This is a genomic window from Serratia sp. CMO1, from assembly GCF_015689115.1.
GTDB lineage: Bacteria > Pseudomonadota > Gammaproteobacteria > Enterobacterales > Enterobacteriaceae > Serratia > Serratia marcescens.
The window spans coordinates 2078999-2105493 of sequence record NZ_CP065032.1; the positions used below are offsets into that span (position 1 = coordinate 2078999).

Consider the following 26495-nt stretch of genomic DNA (forward strand, 5'->3'; position numbering starts at 1 on the left):
ATTCGGTTACGTCGCTAACAAGGGGAACACATGACGTATCAACAGGCCGGGCGTATCGCCATTTTGAAACGCATTCTCGGATGGGTGGTTTTTATCCCGGCGTTGCTGTCGACGCTGATTTCCGTGCTGGGCTTTATCTATCAGCACAGTGAAAAAACCAAAGGCATCAACGCAGTGATGCTGGATTTTGTCCACGTGATGGTGGATATGGTGCGTTTCAATACGCCGTTCCTGAACCTTTTCTGGTACAACTCGCCGGTGCCTGACGTGGATAAAAGCCTGTTCAGCGGCGCCAATTTGATGTTCATCATCATCTATATATTGATCTTCGTCGGGCTGGCCTTGCAGGCTTCCGGCGCGCGCATGTCACGTCAGGTCAAGTTCATTCGCGAAGGGCTGGAAGATCAGATGATCCTGGAGCAGGCCAAGGGCAGCGAAGGGCACACGCGCCAGCAGTTGGAGGAGCGTATCACGCTGCCGCACCACACCATCTTCCTGCAGTACTTCCCGCTGTACATCCTGCCGATCGTGATTGCGGTGATCGCCTGGTTCGTGATCCGCTTGTTAGGGCAATTGGCCGGCGCGGCCTGAGCCATCAACGGGGCGCCGCTCGGCGCCCCGGAACGTTATGACGCCTCCGGCTGCAACAGCGCCTCCACCGCGCGTTGTGCAGCCACCAGATGCTGGCCGCCGAACAGGTTGCTGCGGTTGAGCAGGTAGTACAGCTGATACAGCGGCTGGCGCTCGATAAACCCGGCCCCCAGCGGCCACACGCTCTGATAGCCGTCGTAGATCTGCGGCGGCAGCTCCGGATACAGCGGCAGCATCGCCAAATCGCACTCTCGATCGCCCCAGTAACTGGCCGGGTCGAACAGAATCGGCCCGTGGGCGGTCATCGCGCAGTTGCCCGGCCACAGGTTGCCGTGCAACAGGGACGGTTGCGGCTGGTGGTGCTGCAAGCGCAGATACACCCGATCGACAATGTCGTCGATATCGCCGAAGGTCATGCCTTTCTCCGCGGCCAGTTGCAGCTGCCAGCCGATGCGCTGCTCGGCGAAGAATTCCGACCAGCGGCGCTGCCAGGCGTTGGGTTGCGGGGTGGTGGTCAGATCGCTGTCGAAGTCGAGACCGAACTGCGGTTGCTCGCTCCACTGGTGCAAATGCGCCAGCTGCTGGCCCAGGCAGTAGGCGCCGTGAGCATCGAGGGGTTTCAGCTGCTGATACTCCAGCAGCAGGAAGCTGTAGTCGCGATCGCTGCCGACGCCGTACACTTCCGGCACCCGCACGCTTTTGCTGCGCGCCAGCAACGCCAGCTGATCGGCTTCGGCGGTGAATATCGGCAGTTGTTCCCGGGCGTCGCATTTCACGAACACCTCGTTATCACCGTAACTCACGCGCCACGCCGGGTGAATGTCGCCCCCGGGCAGTTCAATCCTTTCGCGTATCTCTGCGCTGCCAAGATGTTCACTTAACAGACGGCTAACGGCTTGCCACATGGTATCTCCCCCTCTGTGCTGCCTGATAATTCATTAGGTTAGCGTCTTTCCCGTGGTGAAAACACGACGCGGCGCACAGCCGGCGTCAAAGGCGGCGATTTTTTCAACGGCTCGCCAGCTCAAAGTATATACCCTATTGATTAATTTAAGCGCAATACCGGTTGCAACTTGATGACAACGGATAAGCGAGGGAAAGATAGGATGCGGCGGGGAACCCCGCCGCATCAGAGGGGCGTTTAACTGCCCATCGGGGCGTTTTTGTTACCCTGTAACGGACGCAGCTTGCTGTACAACAAGGCGACAACGAACAGCACGGCCTGCACGATGACGATGCAGGGCCCGGTGGCGCCGTCGATGTGGAAGCTGATCAGGGTGCCGAGCACGCAGGAGAACACCGACACCACCGTCGCCGCCATCAGCATGCGATCAAACCGGCGGCACAGCATAAAGGCGATGATGCCGGGGGCGATCAGCATGGCGATCACCAAAATCACCCCTACGGCCTGCAGCGAGGCGACGATGGTCATCGCCAGCAGGCACAGCAGCCCGTAGTGCAGCAGCTTGACCGGCAGGCCAATCACCCGGGCGTGGTGCGGGTCGAAACAGTACAGCATGAAGTCTTTGCGCTTGAGCAACACCACCGCGAGGGTGATGCCGGCAATCAGCAGGGTTTGCTTCAGCTCGCCGTCGGTGATGCCCAGCATGTTGCCGAACAGAATGTGGCTCAGGTGCTGGTCGGTGTCGATGCGCGAGAACAGCACCAGGCCGAAGGCGAACATGCCGGAGAAAACGATGCCCATCACAGTGTCTTCTTTCACCCGGCTGTTCTCTTTCAGGTAGCCGGTGGCCACCGCGCAGAAGATGCCGGAAAGGAAGGCACCGATCGCCAGCGGAATGCCGACCACGAACGCCACTACGATGCCGGGCAGCACCGCGTGCGAGATGGCATCGCCCATCAGCGACCAGCCTTTGAGCACCAGATAGCAGGAGAGCACGGCGCACACCACGCCGGTAACGATGGCGGCGACGATCGCTCGCTGCATGAACGGGTAGGCGAAGGGTTCGCTGAGCAGTTGGTAGAGCGTGTCCATCAGCGGCCTCCGGTTTGCGAATGCGCCACGCGACGTTTTGCCGCCAGCAGGCCGTGTTTCGGCGCGAAGAAGAACGCCGCCAGGAACACCAGCGTTTGCAGGGTGACGATCACACCGCCGGTGGCGCCGTCGAGGAAGAAACTCAGATAGGCGCCGACGCCGCTGGTCAATGCGCCGATGATGATGGCGATGATCACCAACCGGCTGAAGCGGTCGGTCAGCAGGTAGGCGGTGGCGCCCGGGGTGATCACCATGGCGATCACCAGAATGGCGCCGACGGTTTGCAGCGCGGCGACGGTGCAGGCGCTGAGCAGGGTGAAGAACAGGATCTTCAGCTTTAGCGGCGACAGGCCGATCGACACCGCGTGGCTTTCGTCAAAGAATACCGCCAGCAGGTCTTTCCACACCAGGCACAGGATCAGCAGCGAAACGCCGATGATGATTTCCACCTGCAGCACGTCTTCGTCGGCGATGCCGAGAATATTGCCGAAGATGATCGACTGTACGTTGACCGAGGTGGGGTTGAGCGACACGATCAGCAGGCCGACGGCGAAGAAGGTGGAGAAGATAAAGCCGATGATAGCGTCTTCGCGCAGCCGGGTGATGTGGCGCACCAGCGTCATCGCCAGCGCCGCCAGCATGCCGGTGAAGAAGGCGCCGGCGGCGTAGGGCAGGCCGAGGGCATAGGCGCCGGCCACGCCGGGCACCACCGAGTGCGACAGCGCATCGCCCATCAGCGACCACCCTTTCAGCATCAGATAGGCGGACAGGAACGCGCAGGCGGCGCCGACGATGGCGCTGACCCAGATGGCTTTCACCATGTAGTTATAACTGAAAGGTTGCAGCAGAAGGTCCAGCATCAGGATTGTTTCTCCCTGGCCTGGCTGTTGGCCGGCGGATCGCTCTTGGTGTGGCCGTAGAACACCGCCGGGCGTTCATCGTCGGTCAACACCGTAACGGTACGCGGATCGTTGTCGTCGTGCAGATCCGGACCGGAGAGGTTGATATGGCGCAGCACGCCGCCGAACGCCTGCTCCAGGTTGCTCTGCGTGAAGGTGGTTTCGGTCGGGCCGGCGGCCAGCACCGTGCGGTTGATGAGGATCACCCGATCGCAAAACTCCGGCACGCTGCCGAGGTTGTGGGTGGAGACCAGGATCAGATGCCCCTCGTCGCGCAATGCGCGAAGCAGCTCGATAATGGCATTCTCGGTTTTCACATCCACGCCGGTGAATGGCTCATCCAGCAGCAGCACGGTGCCCTGTTGCGCCAACGCGCGCGCCAGAAACACGCGCTTTTTCTGGCCGCCGGACAGCTCGCCGATCTGCCGGCCGCGCAGCTCGCTGAGGCCGACGCGCTCCAGCGCCTTGTCGACCCGCAACCTGTCCTCACGTGACGGAATGCGCAGGAAATTCATCTTGCCGTAGCGGCCCATCATCACCACGTCTTCCACCAGCACCGGGAAGTTCCAGTCGACGTCTTCGGTTTGCGGCACGTAGGCGATCAGGTTCTTTTTCAGCGCGTCCGCCACCGGTTTGTCGCTCAGCGAAACCCGGCCGCTGGTGGGTTTGACCAGCCCCATGATGCTTTTGAACAGCGTCGATTTGCCGCTGCCGTTGACACCGACCAGCGCGCAGATCGAACCGCCGCTCAGGGTAAAGCTGGCGTTGTGAATGGCGGTGTGTCCGTTGTTGTAGGTCACGGTGACGTCGTCCACGTTCAACTCCGGGCGGGCAAACGGTTCATGGGTCATTGATCGAATCCTTTGGCGATGGTTTGCACGGTGGTGTTGAGCAGGTCGATGTAGGTCGGCACTGGGCCATCGCGAGTGGACAGCGAGTCTACGTACAGCACGCCGCCGTATTTGGCGCCGGTTTCTTTCGCCACCTGCTTGGCCGGCTTGTCGGAAATGGTGCTCTCGCTGAACACCACCGGAATATGGTGGGCGCGCACGGCGTCGATCACCCGGCGCACCTGCTGCGGCGAGCCTTGTTCATCGGCGTTGATCGGCCACAGATAAACCTCTTTCAACTGATAGTCCTGCGCCAGGTAGCTGAAAGCGCCTTCACTGGTCACCAGCCAACGCTGTGCGGCCGGAATGCGCGCCAGGCGTTCGCGCAGCGGGGCGTCCAGCGCGCCGATTTTCTCTGCGTAGGCCTTGGCATTGCGGTTATAGGTTTCCGCATTGGCCGGATCGTGCGCCACCAGCGCCTTGCGAATGTTCTCGATATACACCAGCGCGTTGCTTGGCGACATCCAGGCATGCGGGTTCGGGTTGCCGTTATAGGGCCCTTCGCGGATCGGCAGCGGGGTAATGCCTTCGGTGACTACCGCCGCCGGCACCTGCTTGATGTTTTCGAAGAAACGCTGGAACCAGCGCTCCAGGTTCATGCCGTTCCACAGGATCAGGTCGGCGTGCTGCGCCTTGACGATGTCGCGCGGGGTCGGTTGATAGTCGTGGATCTCGGCGCCCGGCTTGGTGATGGATTCCACCACGGCGGCGTCACCGGCCACGTTCTGGGCGATATCCTGAATGATGGTGAAGGTGGTCACCACGCGCAGCTTTTTTTCCGCCAGCGCGTTTTGACTGACCAAGGCGGCGCCGAGCAGCAGGCAGGCGAGCGTAAAAGGGCGTAACAGTGCGGCAGCGCGGGAAGGGCGACTGCGATGAAAAGCGCAACTTATCAATGGCATGATGACGTCTCCTGGTTCAAATGAAAATGATTATCAATATCAATTGAAGCGAAGTCAAGCGTCACTTGCCCACCGCCGGCGGGGTATTTCTCCAACTGAAAAAATAATACCGTCCGGGGAGTTATAGCATTTTATGTATCAGTATGTAACCGCTGAAGGTAGTCCTCACAGCTGCATATCGCCACCTCCGGCTGTTTTCCCAATGCCAACTGCCCGAACCCCTGCGCCAGGCGCAGTACATCCTCTTGATCCAACACGGTTATGAACGCAAAACTGTTGCTGCCGAGTTCGTGGTGAACGCCATTTTCGTCTGTCACCGACGTGACAAAACCTTCGCGCGTCAATTGCCCGGTCAGCTTCGCCAGGTCGGTTAATCCCGCTTCCTGATAGCGAAAAGTCACCACAAAGCAGCTTGTTGCAGATTGACTCATAAATCACCTCTTGGTATATGGATAGCTTGAGATTAGCCCAAAAAATTACTGCAGGTGTCCTTACAAGTTGTATATGCTACGCAACTCATTGAAAGGAGTGAGGGATTCTGTGAAAACAAAAATAGGTTGCCTTACGGCAATTTTACTTTTGTCGGGGTGCGCCAAAGACCCGCAAACGGCAAGCAATATTTCAGGCAGTGGCACAACGCGCGGCGGTTGGTTAAAACCCCCTCCGCAGGCACCGGTAAACCGCACGGGCACCCCGGTTGCTTATAACGATTACATTCGTCAGGCGGCCAGCAACTATGGCGTTGACGAAACGCTGATTAAAGCGATTATTCAGGTGGAGTCCGGGTTTAACCCGAACGTGGTCAGCACCTCGAACGCAGTGGGATTGATGCAGCTTAAGGCTTCTACCGCCGGCCGCGACGCCTATCGCATGAAGGGACGAAGCGGGCAACCCAGCTCGCGTGAGCTGAAGGATCCGGCGGTCAATATTGATCTGGGAACGGCCTATATCAATATTCTTCAAAGCCAGCAGCTAGCCGGGATCAACAACCCACAGACTTTACGTTACGCCACTATCGTTTCGTACGTGAACGGGGCGGGCGCCATGTTGCGCACCTTCTCCTCGGACAAGCGCGTGGCGGTCAATCGCATTAATCAGATGAGCCCGGATGAGTTTTATCAGCACATCCAGAAAAAGCACCCGGCACCGCAGGCGCCGCGCTATTTGTGGAAGGTGACCACCGCCTATCAGGCGATGTCGCAGTAATCCTCTTTTTTGTCGAGTCGGCCGCTTAACGCGGCCGATTTTGTTTTCGGCACCGTTCCAGTGCGCGACCCACCTCTCATTTTTCGTTATTTCCTCACCGCTTATCGGAAAAACCGCACAAAAAGTTAAATTTACGTTAGCAGATAAATCTTTACGTTCATTCAATAAGTTACCGGTAACATTTTTGCTTTTGTGCGCATTCTGACCTTCAATAAATATACAAATAAGTAACAAATTATTTTAAAAACCCGTATCGATCGCAAGGTTGCGGTTAAATAGTTGTGACTATCTTTGGATGGAATGTGACATGTCGAATCATAAAACCAACAATTCGCGGCGCGATTTCTTGTTGAAATCGATGACCTTAATTCCTGCGGCGGTAATTGGTGGCAGCGGCGTTGGCGCGCTGACGGCACCGACACCGGCGGTCGCTGCCTCGAACACCTCAACGCAGAACGATTACCAACCGACCTTTTTCACCCCGGAAGAGTGGGCCTTCATCAAGGCTGCCGTCGCGCGCCTGATCCCGGCCGACGAACGCGGCCCCGGCGCGCTGGAAGCCGGCGTGCCGGAGTTTATCGATCGCCAGATGAATACCCCGTACGCCACCGGTTCCATCTGGTACATGCAGGGGCCATTCAACCCCGATGTGCCGAAGGAAATGGGCTATCAGCTGCCGCTGGTGCCCAAGCAAATCTACAACCTCGGCATCGCAGACGCCGACGCCTACAGCAAGAAAAACGCCGGCAAACCCTTCGCCGAACTGGATGGCGCGCAGCAGGACGCCCTGCTGCAAAAGTTCGAGTCCGGCGAGGCGGAGTTCCAGCAACTGCCGTCGAAACTGTTCTTCTCCTATCTGCTGCAAAACACCCGTGAAGGTTTCTTCAGCGATCCGATCCATGGCGGCAACAAAGACATGGTTGGCTGGAAGCTGATTAATTTTCCGGGCGCGCGCGCCGATTTTATGGACTGGGTTGAGCGAGGGGAGCGTTATCCCTTCCCGCCGGTCTCGATTCGTGGGGAGAGGGGCTAACCATGGCAACGGTAATGAAAAAAGTAGACGCGGTGATCGTCGGCTTCGGCTGGGTGGGCGCGATCATGGCCAAAGAGCTGACCGAGGCCGGCCTCAACGTGGTGGCGCTGGAGCGCGGCCCGATGCGCGACACCTATCCGGACGGCTCTTACCCGCAGGTGATCGACGAGCTGACCTATAACATTCGGCGCAAGCTGTTCCAGGATCTGTCGAAAAGCACCGTCACCATTCGCCATAACAGCAGCCAGACCGCGGTGCCTTACCGCCAACTGGCGGCGTTCTTACCGGGCACCGGCGTCGGCGGCGCCGGCCTGCACTGGTCGGGCGTGCATTTCCGCGTCGATCCGATCGAACTGCGCATGCGCAGCCATTATGAAGAGCGTTACGGCAAAAACTTCATTCCGAAGGACATGACCATCCAGGACTTCGGCGTGACTTACGACGAGCTGGAGCCGTTCTTCGACAAGGCGGAGAAAGTGTTCGGCACTTCCGGCACCGCCTGGACCATCAAAGGGCAGAAAGTGGCGCAGAAGGGCGGTAACCGCTTTGCGCCGGATCGCTCCGACGACTTCCCGCTGCCGGCGCAGAAAAATACCTACTCCGCTCAGCTGTTCGAGAAAGCGGCGCTGGAGGTGGGTTACCACCCCTACAACCTGCCGTCCGCCAACACCTCGGATTCTTACACCAACCCGTACGGCGCGCAGATGGGCCCGTGCAACTTCTGCGGTTTCTGCAGCGGCTACGCCTGCTACATGTATTCCAAGGCCTCGCCGAACGTCAACATCTTGCCGGCGCTGCGCATGGAGAAACGCTTCGAGCTGCGCACCAACGCCAACGTGCTGAAGGTCAACCTGACCGACGACAAATCCCGCGCCACCGGCGTGAACTACGTCGATGCGCAGGGCCGCGAAATTGAACAGCCGGCCGATCTGGTGATCCTGGGCGCGTTCCAGTTCCACAACGTGCACCTGATGCTGCTGTCCGGCATCGGCAAGCCTTACGATCCGGTAACCGGCGAAGGCGTGGTCGGGCGCAACTTCGCCTACCAGAACATGACCACCATCAAGGCGTTCTTCGATAAAGACGTGTTCACCAACCCGTTCATCGGCGCCGGCGGCAACGGCGTGGGCGTGGATGACTTCAACGCCGATAACTTCGATCACGCCAAAGAAGGCTTCGTCGGCGGTTCGCCGTTCTGGGTCAACCAGGCGGGCACCAAGCCGATCTCCGGCCTGCCGACCCCACCGGGCACCCCGGCCTGGGGCAGCAAGTGGAAAGCGGCGGTGGCGGATGCCTATACCCATCACGTCTCGATGGACGCCCACGGCGCGCACCAGTCGTACCGCAACAACTATCTGGATCTCGATCCCAACTACAAGAACGTGTTCGGCCAGCCGCTGCTGCGCATGACGTTCGACTGGCAGGAAAACGACATCAAGATGGCGCAGTTCATGTACGACAAGATGGCGCCGATCGCCAAGGCGATGAACCCGAAACTGATCGCCGGCAGCCCGAAAAACGCCAACAGCCACTTCGACACCACCAGCTACCAGACTACCCACATGAACGGCGGTGCGGTGATGGGGGAAGATCCGAAGACCAGCGCGGTCAACCGCTATCTGCAGAGCTGGGACGTGCACAACGTGTTCTCGATCGGCGCATCGGCCTTCCCGCAAGGGCTGGGCTACAACCCGACCGGCACCGTGGCGGCGCTGGCTTACTGGTCTGCCCGCGCCATTCGCGAGCAGTATCTGAAAAACCCAGGCCCATTGGTGCAGGCATAAGGACGGCGAACGATGAAAGCATTTGTACCGGCACTGGTTCTCAGTGCAGTGAGTTTTTCCGTTTGGGCGCAGGACGCCACCGTCAGCAGCGAGCTGATCAAGCGCGGCGAGTACCTGGCGCGCGCCGGTGACTGCGTGGCCTGCCATACTGATGGCAAGAGCGGCAAAACCTTCGCCGGCGGCCTGGCGATGGAGACGCCGATCGGCACCATCTACTCGACCAACATCACGCCGGACAAGAAAACCGGCATCGGCGATTACAGCTTCGAGGATTTCGACAACGCGGTGCGTAAGGGCGTAGCCAAAAACGGCAGCACCCTGTACCCGGCGATGCCGTACCCGTCGTTCGCGCTGGTGAAAGAGGACGACATGCGCGCCATGTATGCCTATTTCATGCACGGCGTGCAGCCGGTGGAACAGGCCAACAAAGACTCCGACATCCCGTGGCCGCTGTCGATGCGCTGGCCGCTGAGCATCTGGCGCGGCATGTTTGCGCCGTCGCCGGCGGACTTCGTTGCCGACGCCAAGGCCGATCCGGTGATTGAACGCGGACGCTACCTGGTGGAAGGCCTGGGGCACTGCGGCGCTTGCCATACCCCGCGCAGCATCACCATGCAGGAAAAAGCGTTGAGCAACAGCGAAAGCGACGACTACCTGTCCGGCAGCAACGCGCCGATCGACGGGTGGGTGGCTTCCAGCCTGCGCGGCGACCGCAAGGATGGCCTGGGCAGCTGGAGCGAAGCCGAGTTGACAGAGTTCCTGAAAACCGGCCGTAACGACAAAGCCATCGTGTTCGGCGGCATGAGCGACGTCGTGGAGCACAGCCTGCAATACCTGAGCGACGACGATCTGACCGCCATCGCGCGCTACCTGAAATCGCTGCCGCCGAAAGACGGCAAGCAGCAGGCGGCGCCGGTCGAAGACAGCGTGGCCAAGGATCTGTGGCGCGGCGACGACAGCAAGCCCGGCGCGGCGCTGTATGTCGATAACTGCGCGGCCTGCCACCGCACCGACGGCGTGGGCTACAAGCGCGCCTTCCCGTCGCTGAAGGGCAATCCGGTGGTGCAGACCGAGGACGCGACTTCGCTGATCCACATCGTGCTGACCGGCAACACTACGCCGGCGGTGCAGGGGGCGGTATCCAACATCACCATGCCGCCGTTTGGCTGGCGTCTGAACGATCAGCAGGTGGCGGACGTGGTGAACTTCATCCGCTCCAGCTGGGGCAACAGCGCCAAACCGGTGAGCGCTTCCGACGTGGCCGACGTGCGTAAAGACCGCTCGATGATCCGCGACGAGAAGGAGATGGGCAGCGCCGAGGTGCCGGACCATCCGGACGCGAAGAAATAAACCGCTTAAGGGCTCCGTAAGGGGCCCTTAGTTTTTACTGAGTGCGCCGTTTTTTTCAGCACAATGTGTTCGCAAATCGTTCATTCAGCCGATAAAACATAGACCCGCAGCGGATTTTTCATTATCCTTTGCCGTCCTTTCATCAGGCGTAAGTATGAAATATCGCTTTAATTCACTGATTATTATTAAAAAACTCGCGGAGAAGGATATCCCGTTAGGCGCAATCGTTGTCGCCGCAGATTAAGGTAGACTGTCTCATGAGTACGATTTCTCCCGATTCAGGCACGCTGACGGCCGCTCAGCCTGCCAAATGGAACAAAACCGACACCGTTTGGATGTTCGGTCTCTATGCGACTGCGGTGGGCGCCGGTACGTTGTTCTTGCCGATCAACGCCGGCCTGAACGGCCCGCTGGTGTTGCTGTTGATGGCGCTGTTCGCTTTCCCGCTGACCTATTTGCCGCACCGCGCGCTCAGCCGCTTCGTGCTTTCCGGCTCCAGCCGCGACGGCAACATTCACGATGTGGTGGTGGAACACTTCGGCGTGCTGGCCGGCAAAATCATCATGATGCTGTATCTGATGGCGTTCTTCCCGATCGTGCTGGTGTACAGCATTTCGATCACCAACGCGCTGGACAGCTTCCTGATCCATCAGTTCCACGTGGCCCCGCTGCCGCGCATCTGGCTGAGCCTGGCGGTGGTGGTGGTGCTCAATCTGGTGCTGCTGCGCGGCAAAGACAGCATCGTGGCGGCGATGGGCATGCTGGTGTTCCCACTGCTGGTGTTCCTGATGGGCATTTCGCTCTATCTGATGCCGAGCTGGAATACCGCCAACTTCGTGCACGGCCTGGCCGCCACCCGCTTCGACACGCCGGGGTTGTGGCATTCGCTGTGGCTGGCGGTGCCGGTGATGGTGTTCTCCTTCAGCCATGCGCCGATCATCTCTTCCTTCGCCTCGACCCAGAAGAGCCTGTACGGCGACAAGGCGGAACGCCGCTGCGCGCGCATCATGCGCTATAGCTATGTGCTGATCTGCGTTACCGTGCTGTTCTTCGTGTTCAGCTGCGTGCTGAGCCTGTCTCATGAAGACATGCTGCAGGCGAAAGAGCAGAACATCACGGTGCTGACCACGTTGGCCAACAAGTTCTCCAACCCGCTGATCGCCTACCTTGGCCCGGTGATGGCGATGCTGGCGATGGCCAAATCCTATCTCGGCACTTCGCTGGGGGTGACGGAAGGGGCGACCAGCCTGATCGACGGCGTCACGCGCGCGGTCGGCAAGCCGCTCAGCTCGCGCATGACGCACCGCATCTCGGCGGTGGCGCTGTTCCTGCTCACCTGGGCGGCGACGGTGTGGAACCCCAGCGCGCTGCACATCATCGAAACCATCAGCGGCCCGCTGATTGCCGCCATCCTGTTCATTCTGCCGATGTACGCTGTGCGTGCGGTGCCGGCCATGCGCCAGTACCGCGCGGCGAGCAACGTATTCGTGCTGGTGATGGGCCTGATTGCGCTGTCGGCGCTGATCTACGGCCTGATGTGATCCCCTGGGCGCGCCGCTTCCGGCGCGCCTCTTACCCTTCCTTTACACATCCCTTTGCAATTAATCGCCGACATGCCGGGCGTTATCTTTGATAATGCAAGCCATTCTCATTAGTATTTTCTGAATGTATTCATGACTAAGGAGTTTTTCGTGCACCGTCGAATCACTTTGCCGGCGCTGGTTTGCGCCGCCTTGCTCGCCTCTCCGGCGATGGCCACTACCTATCCGTTGACCCTGACCGACACCTCCGGCCAGACGGTCACCCTCCAGCAAGAGCCGAAACGCATCGTGGTGCAGGACGGGCGCGACATTCTCACGCTGGCGCTGCTCGATCGCGCCAACCCGTTCGGCCGGCTGGTGGCCTGGAATAACCTGCTGAAGAAAAGCGACGCGGCGACCTGGGATATCTTGCAGAGCAAATGGCCGGCGGCGAAAAACATCATCGACATGGGATTCAGCGATAAAGGCGAAGTGAATCTGGAGAGCGTGATCGCCAAACGCCCCGATCTGATGATCGCCCAGCTGCGCTCCAAGCCTTCGCTGAGCCAAACCGGCGTGCTGGATAAGCTGAAGGCGCTGAACGTGCCGGTGTTGTTTATCGATACCATGCTCAAGCCGGTGGAAAACACGCCGAAAAGCGTGACGCTGTTGGGGGAAACCCTCAACCGCGAAAGCGAAGCCAAGCAATATACCGATTTTTATCAGCAGCATTATCAGGCCATTCTGGCCAAAACGCAGGCGGTGGAGCCCAAACCGTTGGTGTTCTTCGAAGCCAAGGCCGGTCTGAATGGTCTGGAATCCTGCTGCTTCACCCATGCGCACGTCGGCTGGGGCGCGTTGGTCGAGGCGGTCGGCGCGCGCAACATCGGCTCTGCGCTGTTGCCGGGCGCGACCGGCGACGTGGCGCTGGAAAAAGTGATCGCCATGAAACCGGACGCCTACATTGTTTCCGGCTCACAGTGGGCCAGCAAGACCAATGCCGCGGTGCCGTTCGGCTATGGCGTGACGCAGCAACAGGTGGATGAGGCCTTCAACCGCATGAAACAGCGCCCGGGGTTCTCACAGGTGTCGGCGGTGAAGGAAGGGCGGTTCTACGGCATCTACCATAACTTCTACAACCACCCGTACAACATCGTGGGGCTGGAGTATCTGGCGAAGTTTATCTATCCGGCGCAGTTCCCGGATCTGGATCCGGCCAAGACCTACAGCGAGATCCTCAGTCGCTTTACCGAAGTGCCGGAAGGCAAGGGCATTTTGGGCGCGCAGGCGCCGGCGGGGAAATAACGGCAACGGGCGCGACGATCGCGCCCGTTTTGTATGATCAGGCGGCCGGCGTATAGGTGGAGATGATCTCCAGCACGCCGTTGATAATGAACTGTACGCCCATGCACACCAGCAGGAACCCCATCAGGCGCGAGATCGCCTCGATGCCGCTTTTCCCCACCAACCGCATGATGGCGCCGGAACTGAGCAGGCAGGCCCACAGGATCACCGCGACCGTCAGGAAGATGGCGACCGGCGCCACGGCCAACACCCAGGGTTCAAAACCCAGCGAGTTCGCTTTGACGCTCGACGCCGAGCTGATGATCATCGCGATGGTGCCCGGCCCGGCGGTGCTCGGCATGGCCAACGGCACGAAGGCGATGTTGGCCGATGTCTTGTGGCGCAGCTCGTGCGACTTGCTCTCCACCTCCGGCGCGTCTTCGGGGCTCTGCTGCGGGAACAGCATGCGAAAACCGATGAAGGCGACGATCAGGCCGCCGGCGATGCGCAGGCCGGGGATCGAAATGCCGAAGGTGTTCATCACCACCTGCCCGGCGTAAAACGCCACCGTCATGATGCAGAACACATAAACTGAGGCCATCAGCGACTGCTGATTGCGCTCTTCGCGCGTCATATTGCCGGACAAGCCGAGCAGCAACGCCACCGTGGTCAGCGGGTTGGCCAGCGGCAACAGCAGCACCAAACCCAGTCCGATGGCCTGGAATAACTGCAAAATACCCGTCATAAAGTAGACTCCCTGTGCAACGTTCAGGCCGCCAAGCGGCGGCCCATGAGCTAAACAGCCTAGCCTGCCGCGTGCCTGGCGGCAATGGGGATAGCTCGTAACGTTAATTAACCGTCGGCCGGCGTTTCATCATTGCCGTTGCACTCGCCGGCGAGCTCAGGTTCATCCTCACATCCCAACGGCGCTTCGTTGACCGCAATCGCCCGCGGCGCCGAACGCACGCCAAAATGCATCAGCCCATGCAGCATCGCCAATACCGCGCATGCCACGACGAGGACCGCAAGTAACCGGTTCATGTTCTGCATAAGTCTCGATTGGAACGGACAGCTTTCAGGATAGCGGCTGGCGGCAGAACGCGCCACGCGAGGCGGCGGCATCACCGACAACGGCGACAAAATGGCCTGCGCTCAGAAAAAATGCGCAGTTTTTGTGTTTTATGGCCTTTTTCGCCGCAGTTGACCGGTAAAGGCCGACGTTGCGCACCAATTGCTACACCCCACAGGCTCAGCTGCCTACCATAGGCGCGCTTTAAAACGATAACGAGATTGATTATGCAAGACGAACTGAAACTTTTACTGGGGAAAATCAGCGCATTCGCGCTTTCCGCCGCCTTCATGGCGGCATTGGTCGGCCTGGTGTTTATCGATGTGCACTGGTTGCATAACTTCGTGCATGAAACCTCGCTGACCGAAGCGGCGCAGGAACTGTTGCTGCTCGCCATCTCCGGCGGTTTTTTCGCCGCGGCCCGGCGGCAGGTGGAACGCCGCTCCGCCTGGATGCTGGTCGGCGGTTTCTTTCTCTGCATGCTGATCCGCGAGATGGACTTCGCTTTCGATGCGTTGTGGCACGGCGCCTGGGTGTGGTTCGCGCTGGCGGTCGCCTTGGCCTGCCTGTGGCATGCGGCACGGCATATTGCGGCTACGGTGCGCGGCCTGGCCTATTTCGCGACGCATCCCGGTTACGGCATGATGTGCGCCGGCCTGCTGTGCATTCTGGTGTTCTCACGCCTGTTCGGCATGAGCGCGCTGTGGCAAACGCTGATGCTGGACGGCTACAACCGGGTGGTGAAAAACATGGTGGAAGAGGGCTGCGAACTGCTGGGCTATGGCCTGTGCCTGTTGGCCACTTTCAGCTACATGAGAGGCGTTTTTGCGCCGGATGAAGCGAAAGTGTGAGGGCGGCGGCGCTTTATTTATCCGGAACAATTTTAGTGATACTATTCGCTTAGCCGAATGCGGCTGAGAAGGTATGCGTTCCATTCTGTATACCCAGTGAGGTTTCAATCTGGCAATTGTGGGCGAGATCTGAAACCTGGCTGACCAAACCCAAAACCCAATTTTCGTACTGCATGTGATCTGTCGTGTGGGTCACCACTGTAGATAAGGAATTATTAATGCCTGTTATTACTCTTCCTGACGGTAGTCAGCGTCATTTCGACCACCCCGTTTCCCCGATGGATGTCGCGCGCGATATCGGCCCTGGCCTGGCGAAAGCCTGTATCGCCGGCCGCGTCAACGGCGAACTGGTTGATGCCGGCGATCTGATCGAATCGGATGCGCAGCTGGCCATCATCACCATCAAAGACGAAGACGGTCTGGAAATCATGCGCCACTCCTGCGCGCACCTGCTGGGTCATGCGATCAAGCAGCTGTGGCCGGATACCAAAATGGCGATCGGTCCGGTGATCGACAACGGTTTCTATTATGACGTGGATATCGACCGCACCCTGACGCAGGAAGACCTGGATCTGCTGGAAAAGCGGATGCATGAGTTGGCCGATAAGGATTACGACGTCATCAAGAAGAAGGTCAGCTGGCAAGAAGCCCGCGACACCTTCGCCGAGCGCGGCGAAATCTACAAAGTGGCGATCCTGGATGAGAACATCAGCCATGACGATCGTCCTGGCCTGTATCACCACGAAGAATACGTCGACATGTGCCGCGGTCCGCACGTGCCGAACATGCGTTTCTGCCACCATTTCAAGCTGCAGAAAACCTCCGGCGCTTACTGGCGCGGCGACAGCAAAAACAAAATGCTGCAGCGTATCTACGGTACCGCCTGGGCAGACAAGAAGCAGCTGAACGCCTACCTGCAACGTCTGGAAGAAGCGGCCAAGCGCGATCACCGCAAGATCGGCAAACAGCTCGACCTGTATCACATGCAGGAAGAAGCGCCGGGCATGGTGTTCTGGCACAACGACGGTTGGACTATCTTCCGCGAGCTGGAAGCCTTCGTGCGCATGAAGCTCAAAGAGTACCAGTACCAGGAAGTGAAAGGTCCGTTCATGATGGACCGTGTGCTGTGGGAAAAAACCGGCCACTGGGAAAACTACAAAGACGCCATGTTCACCACCGCGTCGGAAAACCGCGAATACTGCATCAAGCCGATGAACTGCCCGGGCCACGTGCAGATCTTCAACCAGGGCCTGAAGTCGTACCGCGATTTGCCGCTGCGCATGGGCGAATTCGGCAGCTGCCACCGCAACGAGCCGTCGGGTTCCCTGCACGGCCTGATGCGCGTGCGCGGCTTCACACAGGATGACGCCCACATCTTCTGTACCGAAGAGCAGGTGCGCGCCGAAGTGAACGAATGCATCCGCATGGTGTATGACGTGTACGGCACTTTCGGTTTCGACAAGATCGCCGTCAAGCTGTCGACTCGCCCGGAAAAACGCATCGGCACCGACGACATGTGGACCCGGGCGGAAGAAGACCTGGCCGCCGCGCTGACCGAGAACGGCATTCCGTTCGAATACCAGCCGGGCGAGGGCGCTTTCTACGGACCGAAAATTGAATTTACCCTGCATGATTGTTTGGATCGCGCATGGCAATGTGGTACCGTGCAGCTCGATTTCTTCTTGCCGGGCCGTTTGGGCGCATCGTACGTTGGCGAAAACAACGATCGCGTCGTGCCGGTAATGATTCACCGCGCCATTTTGGGCTCCATGGAACGCTTCATCGGTATCCTGACCGAAGAATACGCCGGGTTCTACCCGACCTGGATCGCTCCGGTGCAGGTGGTGGTGATGAATATCACCGACAGCCAGTCTGATTATGTCCAGCAATTGACCAAAAAACTGCAGGATGCAGGCATTCGCGTGAAAGCGGACTTGAGAAATGAGAAGATTGGCTTTAAAATTCGCGAACATACTTTACGTCGAGTCCCTTACATGTTGGTGTGCGGCGACAAAGAGGTCGAAGCAGGCAAAGTTGCCGTTCGTACCCGCCGTGGCAAAGACCTGGGAAGCCTGGACGTAAACGAAGTCGTAGACAAGCTGCTGAAAGAGATTCGCAGCCGTAGTCTTCATCAACTGGAGGAATAAAGTATTAAAGGCGGAAAACGAGTTCAACCGGCGCGTCCTAATCGCATTAACAGAGAAATTCGCGCGCAAGAAGTTCGCCTAACCGGCGTCGATGGCGAGCAGATTGGTATTGTCAGTCTGAATGAAGCTCTTGAAAAAGCTGAGGAAGCGGGCGTTGATTTAGTAGAAATCAGCCCAAATGCCGAACCGCCAGTTTGCCGAATCATGGATTACGGCAAATTCCTCTACGAGAAGAGCAAGTCGACGAAAGAACAGAAGAAGAAGCAAAAAGTTATTCAGGTCAAGGAAATCAAATTCCGTCCTGGCACCGATGATGGCGACTATCAGGTCAAACTACGCAACCTGATTCGCTTTCTGGAAGATGGCGATAAAGCCAAAATCACCCTGCGTTTCCGCGGGCGTGAGATGGCGCACCAGCAGATCGGTATGGAAGTGCTTAACCGCGTCCGTAAAGACCTGTGTGAAGATATGGATCTGGCAGTGGTCGAATCCTTCCCTACGAAGATCGAAGGCCGCCAGATGATTATGGTGCTCGCTCCTAAGAAGAAACAGTAAGGCTTACAAGTAATGGAACCCGCGCGGCGCTTGCGCTGTGTGGGTTTTATTCGCCCAACTGATTCGTTGTTTAACAATGCGAAGTGGATTTAATTAAAATGCCAAAGATTAAAACTGTACGTGGTGCAGCCAAGCGCTTCAAAAAAACCGGCAGCGGTGGTTTTAAGCGTAAACATGCCAACCTGCGTCATATTCTGACCAAAAAAGCAACCAAGCGTAAACGTCACCTGCGTCCGAAAGGCATGGTGTCTAAAAACGATCTGGTCCTGGTTACCGCGTGCCTGCCGTACGCATAAGCCATTTTTTTTGAATTTAGAATAAGACTTTAGGAGAGAGCATATGGCTCGCGTAAAACGTGGTGTAATTGCACGCGCACGTCACAAGAAAATCATGAAGCAGGCGAAAGGTTACTACGGTGCCCGTTCGCGCGTATATCGTGTTGCCTTCCAGGCAGTAATCAAAGCAGGTCAGTACGCTTACCGTGACCGTCGTCAACGTAAGCGTCAGTTCCGTCAGCTGTGGATTGCACGTATCAACGCAGCTGCTCGTCAGAACGGTCTGTCTTACAGCAAGTTCATCAACGGCCTGAAAAAAGCGTCGATCGAAATTGACCGTAAGATCCTGGCTGACATCGCAGTCTTCGACAAAGTGGCCTTCGGCGCACTGGTTGAGAAAGCGAAAGCAGCTCTGGCGTAAGTCAGTTGAAGAGGGAGCTTGCTCCCTCTTTTAATCTTTGTTTTCAGCGACAAATATTGACTTTTATTGCCCGCCGCTATATCACTGGTGGACAATCATCGACAAGGTACCGCAATCATGCACGCAGCTATTTTTCGTTTCTTTTTTTACTTTAGCGCCTGATTTCAGGAGGCTTCGCGCGTAAGAAAAGAAACGAAAAGTAGCGCCTAAGCCTCCCTCGTGGAGGCTTTTTTGTTTTTGGCCATCGCCTCGCCTTGCACACTGCTGCGGCGAGGGGGCAGACACTTAGCCGGCCCTGTGCCGCGCAGGTGAGTCGCCTGGTCGACAACGCATTGAAAAGTCTTTGAAGATTGCTCAAAGGCGTGTTCGAATAATAGATAACAATTACTTAGGGCCATCCCGGCCAGAGGAAGAGGAAAGCAATGCCACATCTCGCAGAGCTGGTTGCCAATGCCAAGGCAGCCGTAGAAGATGCCCAGGATGTTGCCGCGTTAGATTTGGTGCGCGTCGAATATTTTGGCAAGAAAGGTCATTTCACCTTGCAGATGCAGTCTCTGCGTGACGTACCGGCGGAAGACCGTCCGGCGGCCGGCGCGGTGATCAACCAGGCCAAGCAAGAAGTGCAGGACGCCCTGAACGCGCGTAAGAACGCGCTGGAAAGCGCCGCGCTGAACGCGCGCCTGGCGGCTGAAACCATCGACGTCTCCCTGCCAGGCCGTCGCATGGAGAACGGCGGTTTGCATCCGGTGACCCGCACCATCGACCGTATCGAAACCTTCTTCGGCGAGTTGGGCTTTTCCGTTGCCACCGGCCCGGAGATTGAAGACGATTACCATAACTTCGACGCGCTGAACATTCCAGGGCATCACCCGGCGCGCGCCGACCACGATACCTTCTGGTTTGACGCCACGCGCCTGCTGCGCACCCAGACTTCCGGCGTGCAGATCCGCACCATGAAGAACCAACAGCCGCCGATCCGCATCATTGCGCCGGGCCGCGTTTACCGTAACGACTACGATCAGACTCACACCCCGATGTTCCACCAGATGGAAGGGCTGATCGTCGATAAAGACATCAGCTTCACCAACCTGAAGGGCACGCTGCACGATTTCCTGAACAACTTCTTTGAAGAAGACCTGCAGGTTCGTTTCCGTCCGTCCTACTTCCCGTTCACCGAGCCGTCCGCTGAAGTGGACGTGATGGGCAAGAACGGCAAGTGGCTGGAAGTGCTGGGCTGCGGCATGGTGCATCCAAACGTGCTGCGCAACGTGGGCATCGATCCGGAAGTCTACTCCGGCTTCGCCTTCGGCATGGGCATGGAGCGCCTGACGATGCTGCGTTACGGCGTCACCGATCTGCGCGCATTCTTCGAAAACGATCTGCGTTTCCTCAAACAGTTTAAGTAAGGCGGGAATATCACATGAAATTCAGTGAACTCTGGTTGCGCGAGTGGGTAAACCCGGCCATCAGCAGCGAAGCATTATCCGATCAAATCACCATGGCCGGCCTGGAAGTGGACGGCGTGGATCCTGTCGCCGGCGCGTTTAACGGCGTTGTGGTGGGTGAAGTGGTCGAGTGCGGTCAGCACCCGAACGCCGACAAACTGCGCGTCACCAAGGTCAACGTCGGCGGCGATCGCTTGCTCGACATCGTCTGCGGCGCGCCGAACTGCCGTACCGGCCTGAAAGTGGCGGTCGCCACCGTGGGCGCGGTGCTGCCGGGCGATTTCAAAATCAAGGCCGCCAAGCTGCGCGGCGAGCCTTCGGAAGGCATGCTGTGCTCATTCTCCGAGCTGGGCATTTCCGACGATCATGACGGCATCATCGAGCTGCCGCTGGATGCGCCGATCGGCACCGACATCCGTGACTACCTGAAACTGAACGACAACACCATCGAGATCAGCGTTACCCCGAACCGCGCCGACTGCCTGGGCATCATCGGCGTTGCGCGCGACGTGGGCGTACTGAACCAGGTGGCGCTGACCGAGCCGGATATGAGCCCGGTGGCTGCCACTATCGACGCCACGCTGCCGATCCGCGTTGACGCGCCGCAGGCGTGCCCGCGTTATCTGGGCCGCGTGGTGAAAGGCATCGACGTCAAGGCGCCAAGCCCGCTGTGGATGCGTGAAAAACTGCGTCGTTGCGGTATCCGTTCTATCGATGCCGTCGTCGACGTCACCAACTATGTGCTGTTGGAACTTGGCCAGCCGATGCACGCCTTCGATCTGAGCCGCATCGACGGCGGCATAGTGGTGCGCATGGCGGAAGAAGGGGAAACCTTGACGCTGCTGGACGGTAACGAAGCCAAACTGAACGCCGATACCTTAGTGATCGCCGATCATCAAAAAGCGTTGGCGATGGGCGGCATCTTCGGCGGCGAGCATTCCGGCGTCAACGGGGAAACTCAGGACGTGCTGCTTGAGTGCGCCTTCTTCAGCCCGCTGTCGATCACCGGCCGCGCGCGCCGTCACGGCCTGCACACCGACGCTTCTCACCGCTATGAGCGCGGCGTCGATCCGGCGCTGCCGTACAAAGCGATGGAGCGCGCCACGCGCCTGCTGCTCGACATCTGCGGCGGCCAGGCCGGCCCGATTATCGACGTGACCCACGAGAACGAACTGCCGAAGCGCGCCACCATCACGCTGCGCCGCGAGAAACTGGATCGCCTGATCGGCCACGTGGTGCCGAGCGAGCAGGTCAGCGACATTCTGCGCCGCCTGGGTTGCCAGGTGACCGAGCAGGGCGACAGCTGGCAAGCGGTCGCGCCGAGCTGGCGTTTCGATATGGAGATCGAAGAGGATCTGGTGGAAGAAGTGGCGCGCGTTTACGGCTACGACAACATCCCGGATGTGCCGGTCCGCGCAGATCTGGTGATGACCCAGCATCGCGAAGCCGATCTGACGCTGAAGCGCGTGAAGACCATGCTGGTCGATCACGGTTATCAGGAAGCGATCACCTACAGCTTCGTCGATCCGAAGGTGCAGGCGTTGTTGCACCCGAATGAAGAAGCGCTGATCCTGCCAAGCCCGATTTCGGTAGAAATGTCGGCGATGCGTCTGTCGCTGTGGACCGGCCTGCTGTCTGCGGTGGTGTATAACCAGAACCGCCAGCAGACGCGTCTGCGTCTGTTCGAAAGCGGTCTGCGCTTTGTGCCTGATAGTGCGGCAGATCTGGGTATCCGTCAGGATGTCATGCTGGCGGGCGTGATCGCCGGCCATACACACGATGAACATTGGGATCTGGCGCGCAAGCCCGTCGACTTCTATGATTTAAAAGGGGATCTGGAGTCTGTCCTCGAGCTGACCGGTAAATTATCCGAAATTCAGTTCCGGGCGGAAGCCAATCCGGCCCTGCATCCAGGGCAAAGTGCGGCGATTTATTTGCATGGCGAACGCGTTGGTTTCATCGGTGTGGTTCACCCGGAACTTGAACGTAAACTGGATCTTAACGGCCGCACCGTGGTGTTTGAACTGGAGTGGAACAAGCTTGCGAGCCGCGCCGTGCCTCAGGCGCGGGAGATTTCGCGCTTCCCGGCAAACCGCCGTGATATCGCCATTGTGGTGGCTGAAAACGTCCCCGCAGAAGATATTTTGGCCGAGTGTAAGAAAGTTGGCGCAAATCAGGTAGTTGGCGTAAACTTGTTTGACGTGTACCGTGGCAAGGGCGTGGCAGAAGGTGACAAGAGCCTGGCTATCAGTCTGGTATTGCAGGATACCGCTCGTACACTGGAAGAAGAGGAGATAGCCGCTACCGTTGCAAAATGCGTAGAGGCTCTAAAACAGCGATTCCAAGCATCCTTGAGGGATTGAACCTATGGCGCTTACTAAAGCTGAAATGTCAGAACACCTGTTTGAGAAGCTTGGGCTTAGCAAACGGGACGCCAAAGACCTGGTGGAACTGTTCTTTGAAGAGGTCCGTCGGGCCCTTGAGAATGGCGAACAGGTAAAACTGTCGGGTTTTGGCAACTTTGATCTGCGTGACAAGAACCAACGTCCGGGGCGTAACCCGAAGACCGGCGAAGACATTCCGATTACGGCGCGCCGCGTGGTGACCTTCCGTCCGGGGCAGAAGCTGAAAAGCCGGGTAGAAAACGCCAGCCCGAAAGGGTGAGTGACGTGACATCAAAAAAGGCCGCTTGCGCGGCCTTTTTCTTTTCTGAGACAAAATTCAGTTTATTCCTAATCGATAAGACAAGACGTCATTGAGCCGTTAAGTTGGCACGGCGAAAATCATCTCCCTTAATTGCAGAATATTCTCATATCTTATTTCGTATAATGCGTGGCTTTTATTTCCCGCTTCAATAACGGCCGTAATAATGGCCAGGGCCGTCGCCGCGATGGCCGCCGCCCCCGTGCGGGCCCCAGCAGCAGGCGCTAAGGGTTGAGGCGAGGGCGACCACGGCCAGCAGCATACCGATACGTTTAATCATCTTATTATCCTCCGGTGGGGATCCGTTTAATTATCATTGTCGTGCCGCTTAAGCGATGTCAGTTATTCGTTAAGCCTTGGCAGAGGCAATAATAATTAAAGGCGGCGGCAAACAGTGTCGGGATTGTGTAAGGCCGTCGAAAACGATCTGAAAATAGGCGCCGGTGAGATAGTCGCTAAATAAGCGCACTGATATAACCACTGCAGCAAGAAAAATAGAGTGAGAAGGCAAAATGAAAAAGATCCTGTTGCTGGTGTGTTTCCCGCTGTTGCTGCCGCTGGCGGCACAGGCCGATGTCTCCGTCGATATCAACGTGCCGGGCGTTTCCCTGCATTTGGGGGATCAGGACCGCCATGGCTATTACTGGGATGGCTACGACTGGCGTCCCCCGCAGTGGTGGCATGCGCACCAGGGCCGCGGCCTGGGTGAGCGCAATGCGCGCGGTATGTACTGGGACGGCGGACGCTGGCAACCTTCGCCGCCGCGTGGCTATGCGCATCGTGAACCGGAACGCAGCGGCAATCCATTCCACGGCGATCGCGATAGTCGCGACCACGACCGCCGTCATGACGATCGCGGTGACCATGACCGCCGCGATGACGGCCGCGGCCAACCTTATCCGCCGGGCAACGCCGGCCCGCATCGTTAATCCCTGAGTTTATCGGCGGCTGGTTTTGCCATCATTGCTGCGATGACGGGCAAGGCCAGCCGCTGCTTTCCTGAGCCACGATCCACGCAAGACTTCCCCTTGCGGCGTTAACCCCCTAATATTCGACTCAAACGTCAATTATCCGGCCACGACAGCGGCCGGCAGGGAACCGCCGCGCCATGCCAACCAGCCGTACCTTCACCTTACTGTTGCAACATCAACGCTACCGCGATAAACGCCAGCTCGGTCTGTTGGCGCTGGGCGTGGCGGTGGCGTTGCTGGTCAGCCTTTGCGCCGGCGACCAATGGATATGGCCGTCAGCGTGGTTCAGCGATCGAGCGCAACTGTTCGTTTGGCAACTGCGTTTGCCGCGCGCGCTGGCGGTGATGCTGGTCGGCGCCGCCCTGGCGGTGGCGGGCGCGGTGATGCAGGCGCTGTTTGAAAATCCTCTGGCAGAGCCCGGTCTGCTGGGCGTCGCTAACGGCGCCGGCGTAGCGTTGGTGCTGACGGTGTTGTTGGGGCACGGTTTGTTGCCGGTGGCGCTGATGAGCGCCGCCGCGATAGCCGGTGCGCTGGCGATGACCTTCTTGCTGCTGGGTTTCGCTCGCCGGCGACGTCTGACCAATGCAAGGCTATTGCTGGTCGGCGTGGCGCTGGGCATCGTGTGCAGCGCGCTGATGACCTGGGCGGTCTATTTCAGCACCAGCCTCGATCTGCGGCAGCTGATGTACTGGATGATGGGCGGTTTCGGCGGCGTCGACTGGCGCCAAAAGTGGCTGGTGCTGGCGCTGCTGCCGGTGTTGCTGTGGCTGTGTGGCCAGGGCCGAGCGCTCAATCTGATGGCGCTGGGCGAGGTGCAGGCGCGCCAGCTCGGGCTGTCGCTGCATTTGTGGCGTAACCTGCTGGTGCTGGCGATCGGCTGGCTGGTTGGCGTCAGCGTGGCGCTCGCCGGGGTGATCGGCTTCGTTGGGCTGGTGATCCCGCATATTTTGCGGCTCACTGGCCTGACAGACCAGCGTTATCTGCTGCCGGCCTGCGCGCTGGCGGGGGCCGGGGTGTTGCTGGTGGCCGATGTGATCGCTCGCGTTGCGCTGCTGGCGGCCGAGCTGCCGATCGGCGTGGTGACCGCCACGCTGGGGGCGCCGCTATTTATCTGGTTACTGACCCGGACAAAAGGCGTAAGGTAGTTTTCTTCATTCACCTGCCATTAAAAAACCAAAGGATGACAACCGATGAGCAAGCCAATCGACAACCTGCCGTTACAAACCATCGAAAATCAGACGACCACGCTGGGTGCCTATCAGGGCAAGGTGCTGCTGGTGGTCAACGTGGCCTCGGAGTGCGGCCTGACCAAGCAGTACGAAGGGCTGGAAGCGCTGTACGAAACCTATCGCGAACGAGGGCTGGAAGTCTTGGGGTTCCCGTCCAATGAATTCCTGGGCCAGGAGCCGGGCAGCAACGAAGAGATCCTGGCGTTTTGTCGCGGAACCTTCGGCGTGCAATTCCCCATGTTTGCCAAGATTGAGGTGAACGGCGAACACCGTCATCCGCTGTATCAAGCGTTGATTGCCGCACAGCCGGAGGCTGTCGCGCCGGAAGGCAGCGAGTTCCTGGCGCGGATGACCAGCAAGGGGCGTGCGCCGAAGCACCCCGGCGACATTCTGTGGAACTTCGAGAAATTCCTTATCGCGCGCGACGGCACGGTGATCCAGCGCTTCTCGCCTGACACCACACCTGAGGATCCGGCGCTGGTGGCGGCGGTGAAACAAGCGCTGGCAGGATAATACGGATGCTGCAACTCGTTGAGGTTGGGGTGGCGGGGCGCCTGGCGCCTTTTTCGGCACAGATTGACGGCGGGTTGCAGGTTCACCTGATCGGCCCAAATGGCGCAGGGAAGAGTACCCTGCTGGCGCGGGTGGCGGGCATGCTGCCGGGGCTGGGCGAAGTCTGCCTGGACGGACGCGCGTTAGCCGATTATCCGGGGAGCGAGCTGGCGCGCCGACGCGGTTATCTCAGCCAGCAACAGCCGCCGGTGTCGCTGATGCCGGTGTTTCAGTATTTGGCGTTGCACCGGCCTGCCGGCGCGGCGCAAACCGAAGTGGAGCACACCATCCTCTATCTGTGCCAGCGGTTGAAGCTGGTGGATAAACTGTCACGCATGCTGACACAGCTTTCCGGTGGCGAATGGCAACGGGTGCGGCTGGCGGCGGTATTGCTGCAGGTATGGCCCAGCGTCAACCCGCACAGCCGATTGTTGATGCTGGATGAACCGACCAATAGCCTGGATGTGGCGCAAAAGGTCGCGCTGGATCGCCTGCTGCGCGAATTCTGCCAAAGTGGGCGAAGCGCGCTGGTATGCGCGCACGATCTGAATCATACCCTGCAGCAGGCCGATCGGGTTTGGTTGTTGCACGCTGGGCAGTTGGTCGCGCAGGGCATCACCCGTGAGGTGATGGCACCCGCACTGTTGTCGCAGATCTATGAAGTGGATTTCCACCTGCAATGGGTGGGGAACCAGCGTTGGATCATGACCCGCACGGCTTAATTCGTCCCGCGGCATAAATGTAAACGAAAACTAAACATAGTGAATATAAATAGCCGGGTAATCATCGGCTATTATTGTTCTGCCTCTCATTTTTTCGTGA

The 26495-nt window shown here is 58.7% G+C and carries 29 protein-coding genes and 1 other annotated feature; of the genes, 20 read left to right on the forward strand and 9 right to left on the reverse strand.

Features of this window, described 5'->3' with window-relative positions; all coding sequences use genetic code 11:
- Positions 1-30 precede the first annotated feature (30 nt).
- On the forward strand, positions 31-591 hold the full coding sequence (locus IT763_RS09965; protein WP_004931453.1) for a YniB family protein: 561 nt from the start codon (positions 31-33) through the stop codon (positions 589-591).
- A 35-nt stretch (positions 592-626) separates the two neighbouring features.
- On the opposite strand, the gene IT763_RS09970 is transcribed toward IT763_RS09965, so the two are convergent.
- From IT763_RS09970 to ghoS, 6 genes are all read right to left on the reverse strand, one after another.
- Positions 627-1496 carry a fructosamine kinase family protein gene (locus IT763_RS09970; RefSeq protein ID WP_004931452.1) on the reverse strand — a complete coding sequence of 290 codons (870 nt, stop codon included), beginning with the start codon at positions 1494-1496 and terminating at the stop codon, positions 627-629.
- Between the two features lie 236 nt (positions 1497-1732).
- A complete protein-coding gene (locus tag IT763_RS09975) occupies positions 1733-2587 on the reverse strand; it encodes a metal ABC transporter permease (protein WP_033640520.1) in 855 nt (284 codons plus the stop codon).
- Positions 2587-3447 (reverse strand): iron/manganese ABC transporter permease subunit YfeC, encoded by an 861-nt coding sequence (gene yfeC, locus IT763_RS09980; protein ID WP_049300231.1) that lies wholly within the window; start codon positions 3445-3447, stop codon positions 2587-2589. Before yfeC ends, IT763_RS09975 begins: the two co-directional genes overlap by 1 nt.
- Positions 3447-4337: a manganese/iron ABC transporter ATP-binding protein gene (locus tag IT763_RS09985; RefSeq protein WP_049300232.1), complete on the reverse strand. Its 891-nt coding sequence runs from the start codon at positions 4335-4337 to the stop codon at positions 3447-3449. The genes yfeC and IT763_RS09985 overlap by 1 nt, the downstream gene beginning before the upstream one ends.
- Positions 4334-5278 (reverse strand): metal ABC transporter substrate-binding protein, encoded by a 945-nt coding sequence (locus IT763_RS09990; RefSeq protein WP_049300233.1) that lies wholly within the window; start codon positions 5276-5278, stop codon positions 4334-4336. The genes IT763_RS09985 and IT763_RS09990 overlap by 4 nt, the downstream gene beginning before the upstream one ends.
- 131 nt (positions 5279-5409) lie before the next feature.
- The gene (ghoS, locus tag IT763_RS09995; RefSeq protein WP_016927977.1) at positions 5410-5709 is read right to left on the reverse strand and encodes a type V toxin-antitoxin system endoribonuclease antitoxin GhoS; all 300 of its coding nucleotides are present in this window, start codon (positions 5707-5709) and stop codon (positions 5410-5412) included.
- 109 nt (positions 5710-5818) lie between these two features.
- Here ghoS and IT763_RS10000 point away from each other — a divergent pair, with 109 nt between their 5' ends.
- The 6 genes from IT763_RS10000 (at position 5819) to IT763_RS10025 (ending at position 13476) form a co-directional block, all read left to right on the forward strand.
- Positions 5819-6484 carry a transglycosylase SLT domain-containing protein gene (locus tag IT763_RS10000; RefSeq protein ID WP_004931439.1) on the forward strand — a complete coding sequence of 222 codons (666 nt, stop codon included), beginning with the start codon at positions 5819-5821 and terminating at the stop codon, positions 6482-6484.
- 307 nt (positions 6485-6791) lie between these two features.
- Positions 6792-7517 carry a gluconate 2-dehydrogenase subunit 3 family protein gene (locus IT763_RS10005; RefSeq protein WP_033640515.1) on the forward strand — a complete coding sequence of 242 codons (726 nt, stop codon included), beginning with the start codon at positions 6792-6794 and terminating at the stop codon, positions 7515-7517.
- A 2-nt stretch (positions 7518-7519) separates the two neighbouring features.
- A complete protein-coding gene (locus tag IT763_RS10010) occupies positions 7520-9301 on the forward strand; it encodes a GMC family oxidoreductase (protein WP_004931432.1) in 1782 nt (593 codons plus the stop codon).
- A 12-nt stretch (positions 9302-9313) separates the two neighbouring features.
- A complete protein-coding gene (locus tag IT763_RS10015) occupies positions 9314-10651 on the forward strand; it encodes a cytochrome c (protein WP_033640514.1) in 1338 nt (445 codons plus the stop codon).
- A gap of 257 nt (positions 10652-10908) precedes the next feature.
- Positions 10909-12192: a serine transporter gene (locus IT763_RS10020; protein ID WP_004931430.1), complete on the forward strand. Its 1284-nt coding sequence runs from the start codon at positions 10909-10911 to the stop codon at positions 12190-12192.
- Between the two features lie 150 nt (positions 12193-12342).
- On the forward strand, positions 12343-13476 hold the full coding sequence (locus tag IT763_RS10025) for an ABC transporter substrate-binding protein (RefSeq protein WP_028128169.1): 1134 nt from the start codon (positions 12343-12345) through the stop codon (positions 13474-13476).
- Between the two features lie 37 nt (positions 13477-13513).
- Here the strand turns inward: IT763_RS10025 and IT763_RS10030 are convergent, their stop codons facing one another.
- On the reverse strand, positions 13514-14200 hold the full coding sequence (locus IT763_RS10030; RefSeq protein ID WP_016927970.1) for a MarC family NAAT transporter: 687 nt from the start codon (positions 14198-14200) through the stop codon (positions 13514-13516).
- A 107-nt stretch (positions 14201-14307) separates the two neighbouring features.
- Positions 14308-14505, reverse strand: coding sequence for a hypothetical protein (locus tag IT763_RS10035; protein ID WP_050072186.1), 198 nt, complete (start codon positions 14503-14505; stop codon positions 14308-14310).
- Positions 14506-14751: 246 nt separating this feature from the next.
- On the opposite strand from IT763_RS10035, the gene IT763_RS10040 reads away from it, so the two are divergent.
- The 9 genes from IT763_RS10040 (at position 14752) to ihfA (ending at position 22882) form a co-directional block, all read left to right on the forward strand.
- Positions 14752-15375, forward strand: coding sequence for a hypothetical protein (locus IT763_RS10040; protein WP_206195382.1), 624 nt, complete (start codon positions 14752-14754; stop codon positions 15373-15375).
- Positions 15376-15593: 218 nt separating this feature from the next.
- Positions 15594-17522 carry a threonine--tRNA ligase gene (gene thrS / locus IT763_RS10045; protein ID WP_025159696.1) on the forward strand — a complete coding sequence of 643 codons (1929 nt, stop codon included), beginning with the start codon at positions 15594-15596 and terminating at the stop codon, positions 17520-17522.
- A 3-nt stretch (positions 17523-17525) separates the two neighbouring features.
- Complete coding sequence (infC, locus tag IT763_RS10050; protein ID WP_048233542.1) at positions 17526-18077, forward strand: translation initiation factor IF-3; 552 nt, start codon at positions 17526-17528, stop codon at positions 18075-18077.
- A 98-nt stretch (positions 18078-18175) separates the two neighbouring features.
- The gene (gene rpmI / locus IT763_RS10055; protein WP_004931418.1) at positions 18176-18373 is read left to right on the forward strand and encodes a 50S ribosomal protein L35; all 198 of its coding nucleotides are present in this window, start codon (positions 18176-18178) and stop codon (positions 18371-18373) included.
- Positions 18374-18416: 43 nt separating this feature from the next.
- On the forward strand, positions 18417-18773 hold the full coding sequence (rplT, locus tag IT763_RS10060; RefSeq protein ID WP_004931417.1) for a 50S ribosomal protein L20: 357 nt from the start codon (positions 18417-18419) through the stop codon (positions 18771-18773).
- Positions 18774-18886: 113 nt separating this feature from the next.
- Positions 18887-19009: a sequence feature (Phe leader region), on the forward strand.
- Entirely contained in the window at positions 18891-18935 is a 45-nt protein-coding gene (pheM, locus tag IT763_RS10065) for a pheST operon leader peptide PheM (protein ID WP_121626058.1), read from the forward strand. It overlaps the preceding feature by 45 nt.
- Before the next feature lie 186 nt (positions 19010-19195).
- Positions 19196-20179, forward strand: a complete 984-nt coding sequence (gene pheS / locus IT763_RS10070) for a phenylalanine--tRNA ligase subunit alpha (RefSeq protein WP_004931416.1) — start codon at positions 19196-19198, stop codon at positions 20177-20179.
- 14 nt (positions 20180-20193) lie between these two features.
- Positions 20194-22581, forward strand: a complete 2388-nt coding sequence (gene pheT / locus IT763_RS10075; RefSeq protein ID WP_206195383.1) for a phenylalanine--tRNA ligase subunit beta — start codon at positions 20194-20196, stop codon at positions 22579-22581.
- Between the two features lie 4 nt (positions 22582-22585).
- Positions 22586-22882: an integration host factor subunit alpha gene (gene ihfA / locus IT763_RS10080; RefSeq protein ID WP_004931414.1), complete on the forward strand. Its 297-nt coding sequence runs from the start codon at positions 22586-22588 to the stop codon at positions 22880-22882.
- A gap of 187 nt (positions 22883-23069) precedes the next feature.
- Here the strand turns inward: ihfA and IT763_RS23445 are convergent, their stop codons facing one another.
- Positions 23070-23201 carry a hypothetical protein gene (locus tag IT763_RS23445; protein ID WP_016927963.1) on the reverse strand — a complete coding sequence of 44 codons (132 nt, stop codon included), beginning with the start codon at positions 23199-23201 and terminating at the stop codon, positions 23070-23072.
- Between the two features lie 232 nt (positions 23202-23433).
- Between IT763_RS23445 and IT763_RS10085 the strand changes: the two genes are divergently transcribed.
- The 4 genes from IT763_RS10085 to btuD all read left to right on the forward strand — a co-directional run bounded on the left by IT763_RS10085 (position 23434) and on the right by btuD (position 26395).
- Positions 23434-23850: a DUF2502 domain-containing protein gene (locus IT763_RS10085; protein ID WP_206195384.1), complete on the forward strand. Its 417-nt coding sequence runs from the start codon at positions 23434-23436 to the stop codon at positions 23848-23850.
- Between the two features lie 179 nt (positions 23851-24029).
- Positions 24030-25037, forward strand: coding sequence for a vitamin B12 ABC transporter permease BtuC (gene btuC, locus IT763_RS10090; protein WP_016927961.1), 1008 nt, complete (start codon positions 24030-24032; stop codon positions 25035-25037).
- A 45-nt stretch (positions 25038-25082) separates the two neighbouring features.
- On the forward strand, positions 25083-25634 hold the full coding sequence (locus IT763_RS10095) for a glutathione peroxidase (protein WP_004931411.1): 552 nt from the start codon (positions 25083-25085) through the stop codon (positions 25632-25634).
- 5 nt (positions 25635-25639) lie between these two features.
- On the forward strand, positions 25640-26395 hold the full coding sequence (btuD, locus tag IT763_RS10100; protein WP_176063296.1) for a vitamin B12 ABC transporter ATP-binding protein BtuD: 756 nt from the start codon (positions 25640-25642) through the stop codon (positions 26393-26395).
- Positions 26396-26495 lie beyond the last annotated feature (100 nt).